The sequence below is a fragment of the Thermococcus sp. 101 C5 genome, assembly GCF_009372125.1.
Lineage (GTDB): Archaea > Methanobacteriota_B > Thermococci > Thermococcales > Thermococcaceae > Thermococcus_A > Thermococcus_A bergensis.
In genome coordinates, this window is the sequence record NZ_WHIZ01000090.1 from 1 (window position 1) to 5,095 (window position 5,095).

Consider the following 5,095-nt stretch of genomic DNA (forward strand, 5'->3'; position numbering starts at 1 on the left):
TATGACTCAAAACCATTTAAGCTTTACGGAACCAAAAATATTCAAATGTTCCGGTAGTTATCGTTTAAAGAACAGCCCAGTAAATCAACCTCTCCCATGAGAGTTTCCATTCTCCTACTCATCTTCACAACCAATGTTCGCTTCTACCGTAAGGCTGTTGCTAACTATTCCATAGCCAACTATCTCAGCACCTTTGTTGAGGGAATAATTGCCGCAAGACGTGAACTCCCATTTTCCGTCTTTTCCAGTTTCTACCCATCTTGTGGAGATCGTAATGTTCATGTGTGCATTTTCTCCTGGGCCCAATTCAACGTTCCACTCCAAGTGGTCTGACTTCCCATGCCTTGTAAAGTTGTAAGTTCCCTTACTTGCGTTTGTCCTGGTTAAGTTTACGTCAAATTCTCCGGGAATAATATCCTCAATTGTCAAATTCTGAGCAGTTCCACCATTGGTCACATTTATCTGTAAAACCCATTCCTGATAGGTTTTTAATGGAATATTTGTCTCGTTCCCGCTCAAAAGAACCTTTTCAATCTTCGGCCCGCTTAAGATTTTCACTCTTATCGGGCAGGTCTCTATTACCGCATCTCCTCCATCCCAGGTGGCATAGAGAGTTATGGGGACTTCATAAGTCCCCGGGTCTGCATTTCCAACGCTGATGTTGCCCCAGAAGGTGTAGTATTCCTGGGAAGCAATTGGTTTTGGTACACCATCTTCACTTTCTATCCACATTTCCACTCCACTTGGAAGATTGGAATAGTCTGGATCTAGCCAGATATTAACCGTTTCAAGTTCGTTTAGATAGTTGCCAATGGTGAGTGCGTCGAAAGTAAGTTCGCTGTTCTGGTCAACTATTACCGTTGCTGCGTAGCCATTGTAACACATAAAGCTCAAATACTCCTCATCATGAGGAACAACTGCAACTTTTACTTCCCTCTCTGCATTGAAGTAGACAAAAGTCCCGCTTGAACCGATGACTATCAATGAAGACAATAGCAGCAAAAGTATAACCGGGATAAGTTTTCTCATCTCCCAAACACCTCCATTTTGATTTGCCTTAATAAGCTGGATCTCTTATTTCTGATTTTTAACACATCTTCATCCCCAATTCCCGAAATGAGGTAAAGAATTCCCAGAAAAACTGCAGTCTCAGAGAGAATTGCAAAGAGAGGAGCAAATGGATTTATGCTGTAAAGCCAGTTGATCACTGATTTTGGCAACACTGGGATATAGGCGTTTACTTTCACCTTATCCATGAAAAGTGAAGTTTCTTCGGGAGCGTTTATTGTAACTTTAACTGTTTCTTCTTCTTGGGGCCCCAATTCAAGCTGAGTTTCTGATAGGCTTGAAATCCCTCCAGTCTGGGGCTCAAGATAGTAGACCATCGGATAGAAGTTCCCATTTTTTATGGTGATTTCCCTTTCAAATGTGGAACCGGGTAAAACCCATCCTTCTCTCTGACCCCCTGCGGATGTCACTGCGTATTCTATTGGAAACACCTGCCAGGAAACAAATATTGAAGCTGAGAGCATTATCAAGAGAAATGCCGAAGCCAGAAGGTAGAGAGTTTTGAACTTTACTCTGGTAAACCTGGGCCTCTTTTTTCTGTGCTTTGGGGTCTCTCCCGTGAAAGCTAAGGCTCCCAATACTATCATTAATGCCGCAAGCAGCATTTTAGTTCTTCCAGAGAGTCCTCTTTGAAGATACGTTCCCAGTTGTGGGATTTTGAGGGGGGAATCTCCAATGGTAAGCACCTTTCCCGCTATTTTATCTTTTGAAACTGGGCTCGCTCTCCCTTCTTGCTGGTCGGTTGCAACGTTGTTGTCGCCTTTGGTAATGTAGCCATTTTCAACAATTGCCACGACTCTATGGACAGTCCAGCTGCCTCTCAGATTAAAAACGATTATATCACCAACATCGGCGCTCCTTGAAAAAGGATTTATGAAGAACAAATCCCCCTTATTCAGCGTAGGGGTCATGCTATCTGAGTAAACATAAGACATGAAAACGGGTCTATCAAGAAGAGCTCCCGCGATAGACCCCACAACAAACACGGAAACCGCAAGAATCAGGAAATATTCAAGGGATGCCTTCATTGGCAGGAGCCTCCAAAAGCTTGTATTGTAATGTTTTGGTTGTAATCTCCCAACCCTAATCCAGTAGTGTCAAATCTCATCCCCACCTGAACGCTCTGGTTTGCAGGGACTTCAAAATCTATGCTCTGGCTCCAGGTTCCGGGATAGGGACTCACAAAGAGGCCAATAACTGGAGTAGACGAGCTTATGACCACACATATAACAGCCGCCCCTGTTTCGCTTTCATTGTTGTATATTTCAAAAACGTCGTCGAAAACGTAAACCGTATCAGGTGAAAGACCCTCTCCAAACCCGGGATAGAGGGGACTTTGGTTGCTGATGTCAATCTTCAAATACCCCTGGCTTAAATAGGCATAAGGCGGCAGAGGATTCTCTATGGAAACTGAGACGTTATCTTCAACAGCCAGAACAACGGGGATTGGCCTCACAACGAAAACACCCCACGCAAAGAATATCATGACTAATATGATCGGTAGAACAGTAAATTTGAGTATTTTTCTCATTTTTTTCTCCCCCTAAAATCTAGATAAAAGGAGCAAATGCTCCAAGATGGAAAATTAATCAGATCATTCCTCCTCTTCGCATTCCCCAAGTTCTGCATCGAAGTTCAATGTTCCACTTAGTGCCTCACCAGCATCCAAGCCTTCGCTGTCAATGAGCATTCCAATTGGTACAGTTTCGCCGGGATAAATTGTAACCAAGAATTCATGTGCTGCAACAGTCTCGTTTGTATATTCACCTACAAAGAATTTAATAGCACCACTCCCACTGTATGTGACATTCATACAAATAGGAACCTGTTCCCAAAGGTGGTTGCTGATGCCAAACATGTGCTCAAATACATACACTGAGTCTGGGCTTACACCCTCACCCACGGCAATATTCTTTTCTACTAACTTCCAATAGTTTTCGTTTGTTGTACCTAAGTCGATAACAAGCATTCCATTATCATTTATGTACGCATAGGGTTGCAAAGGTACTAAATCGATTAATTCATTGTCGTCTGGAACAATGGCTATATGAACCTCTCTGTCTGCCTCAAAGTATGCAAAGGTTGCATTGCTTGCTGTTACAGCAATGACTATTCCTGCAATCAGCATGAAGATTCCCAGTATTTTCTTCATCCTACTACACCCCCTGCTCTACACTCAAAGGGTTCTTCTCCTAAGGGCCATGCCATAATGGTCACGTTCCCATGGAAGTCACCGAGTCCCACTTCTCCAAAACCTGATACTTCCATTCCAACTCCGAGCTCCTCTCCAGGCTGCAGAATGAAACATACATCTCCAGCTGCAGTGTCTGAGTTATACGGTTGTGCATATCCATCTGTTACCCACATATTCTCTGTTGGGTCATAGAAGGAGAATCTGCCTGGATGTGATGAAACAATTCTCACTACTATAGGAAACTGCTCCCAGAGGTGGTTGCTAACATAGAAAACGTGGTCAAAGTTGTACCTTGACTGTGGGCTAATTCCTAACCCTCCGGTCCAGTTTGGATCTGTATACCCAGGCCAATTTGGATTGTCTGCTGAGAAGTCTATTACCAGCATACCCCTCTCATTTAGGTATGCATATGGTTGCCCCGGATGTAGGTCAATGAGCTCAACGTCATCTGCAACAACGTCTACGTGAACGCTTCTTTGAGCTCTGTAGTCCCTGAACGTTGCACTGGTGCCGAGGGCCATTGCAAAGGCCACTAACAGGCCTAACATTCCAAGTGCTAAAACTTTTTTCAAATCTTTCGCCTCCAATTTTCAGAGGGTGTCTCACCCGTAGGTAAGGCACTCATACTTCCCTTCTCGTTATTGTATATAGGTAATTCCGACTTACCCCCACTATCAGCAGGGTAATTCCTCATTACTCATCATGATTTCCGGAAGTGAGAACCCTATACATCTTAAAGTGCTGAATTACTGCCAAAATTAAGTAAATGAAAGACACAATGACGAGAGGGATGTTATTGAGCCATAACCCAGTCACTCCAAAAATTATGGAAATGCCTGCATAAAAAGTGCTCCAGCTTATGTCATGCCTTGACACAACTTCCATGTATACGTCCACATTTTCAGGAACACCAATTAAAGTCACAGTATTATGCTCGAAGCTTATTATTCCCGCTCTTTCCATTTTGGGAATGTGTGTCTGGAGCAGACTTACATAAACACTTTTTCTGTGCTTCCTGTCAGTTTGACCTTATACCCTACCTACTAGGCTGTAGAGCTTAAACAACTTGGAAGCATCCCCAAGTATTGTCTCAGTTTTGCCGAGGATAAGGTAACCATGATCTTCGAGAGAATCATAAAGACGACGGAAGATCTCTTCTTGGGCTTCCTTGGTCATATAAATGAGCACATTGCGTATGAATATCATGTCAAAACCCTTAGGATACTCCTTGGAAAGGAGGTTAAAATGCTGAAACTTCACGTAGCGCCGAAGCTGGGGTGAGATTCTATAGTGGTCGCCCATGGGAAGGAAGTACTTTCTGATGAGATGCTTGGGAACGCTCTTTTCCACGGTTTCCCTCGGATAAACACCCTTGATAGCAATGTTTAACGCCTCTCTGTCAATATCGGTTGCGAGTATGGAAAGATTGTAGCGCTTTATGTCCTGCCCCAGGAATTCACTGAACATCATTGCTATCGAGTAGGGCTCTTGTCCAGTAGAGCAGGCAGCACTCCACACCCTTATTGTTGTAAAGTGGTTTTCTTTTACCCTAGTTCCCATTAGATCGTTAGAGTTATAAGCACTTAAGTCTTTTGATTGATTGGTGGTTGTATTGAGCTTTCAGAGGAAAATCCTGATCATAAAATCCGAAATCTACCCGATAGTCAGCAAACACTACCCGAAAAACACTCACAGGGAAATAATCAGCCTCTACGACCTAATAACCTTCGCAATACTAGCACACTTGCACTTTAACGGAGTTTACAAGCACGCTTACAGAGTCCTAATCGAAGAAATGAAGCTGTTCCCCAAAATCAGGTACAACAAACTAAC

The 5,095-nt window shown here is 43.3% G+C and carries 6 protein-coding genes and 2 pseudogenes; 1 reads left to right on the top strand and 7 read right to left on the bottom strand.

Features of this window, described 5'->3' with window-relative positions; genetic code table 11:
• Window positions 1-114: 114 nt before the first annotated feature.
• The 7 genes and pseudogenes from GBV73_RS10325 to GBV73_RS10355 all read right to left on the bottom strand — a co-directional run.
• The gene (locus GBV73_RS10325) at window positions 115-1,029 is read right to left on the bottom strand and encodes a hypothetical protein (protein WP_152881175.1); all 915 of its coding nucleotides are present in this window, start codon (window positions 1,027-1,029) and stop codon (window positions 115-117) included.
• A complete protein-coding gene (locus GBV73_RS10330) occupies window positions 1,026-2,096 on the bottom strand; it encodes a signal peptidase I (protein WP_152881177.1) in 1,071 nt (356 codons plus the stop codon). The genes GBV73_RS10325 and GBV73_RS10330 overlap by 4 nt, the downstream gene beginning before the upstream one ends.
• Window positions 2,093-2,599, bottom strand: a complete 507-nt coding sequence (locus tag GBV73_RS10335) for a DUF1102 domain-containing protein (protein WP_152881179.1) — start codon at window positions 2,597-2,599, stop codon at window positions 2,093-2,095. Before GBV73_RS10335 ends, GBV73_RS10330 begins: the two co-directional genes overlap by 4 nt.
• Window positions 2,600-2,662: 63 nt before the next feature.
• Complete coding sequence (locus GBV73_RS10340; RefSeq protein WP_042701225.1) at window positions 2,663-3,220, bottom strand: DUF1102 domain-containing protein; 558 nt, start codon at window positions 3,218-3,220, stop codon at window positions 2,663-2,665.
• Window positions 3,217-3,795: a DUF1102 domain-containing protein gene (locus GBV73_RS10345; RefSeq protein ID WP_371717093.1), complete on the bottom strand. Its 579-nt coding sequence runs from the start codon at window positions 3,793-3,795 to the stop codon at window positions 3,217-3,219. Before GBV73_RS10345 ends, GBV73_RS10340 begins: the two co-directional genes overlap by 4 nt.
• A 160-nt stretch (window positions 3,796-3,955) precedes the next feature.
• Complete coding sequence (locus GBV73_RS10350) at window positions 3,956-4,225, bottom strand: hypothetical protein (RefSeq protein WP_253910363.1); 270 nt, start codon at window positions 4,223-4,225, stop codon at window positions 3,956-3,958.
• A gap of 66 nt (window positions 4,226-4,291) precedes the next feature.
• Window positions 4,292-4,807, bottom strand: a pseudogene (locus tag GBV73_RS10355) (CheR family methyltransferase); the annotation flags it as partial.
• A 58-nt stretch (window positions 4,808-4,865) separates the two neighbouring features.
• On the opposite strand from GBV73_RS10355, the pseudogene GBV73_RS10360 reads away from it, so the two are divergent.
• A pseudogene (locus tag GBV73_RS10360) lies at window positions 4,866-5,095 on the top strand (IS982 family transposase); the annotation flags it as partial.